At 46.5% G+C, this 245-nt stretch carries 1 protein-coding gene; it reads left to right on the top strand.

Annotated features, from left to right (window positions below):
* Positions 1-245: tautomerase family protein (locus tag AC0L3B_RS40095; protein ID WP_473383530.1), on the top strand; the 245-nt coding region annotated here is incomplete at both ends.

Below are 245 nucleotides of genomic sequence, written 5' to 3'. Positions count from 1 at the left end.
CCGCATCAGATCGGCAGCTGCGGTATGTAGAGCACAACCCCAAGTGGTTTTTTACACCACCGGACAGTTCGGAAAACTTCATTCTTATTACGATCCAACTGTTTTCGGGGCGAACAGATGTTGCCAAACAAATGCTTTACCAAGAGATCATCAAACGCCTCGGTGCCTTAGGCATACACGAGATTGATATTTTTATCGGTTTAATTGAATCACCCCGTGAAAACTGGTGCATCCGCAATGGGCAG

It is taken from the genome of Bradyrhizobium sp. Kon56 (assembly GCF_055807635.1).
This window is presented reverse-complemented; position numbering and strand designations above follow the sequence as displayed.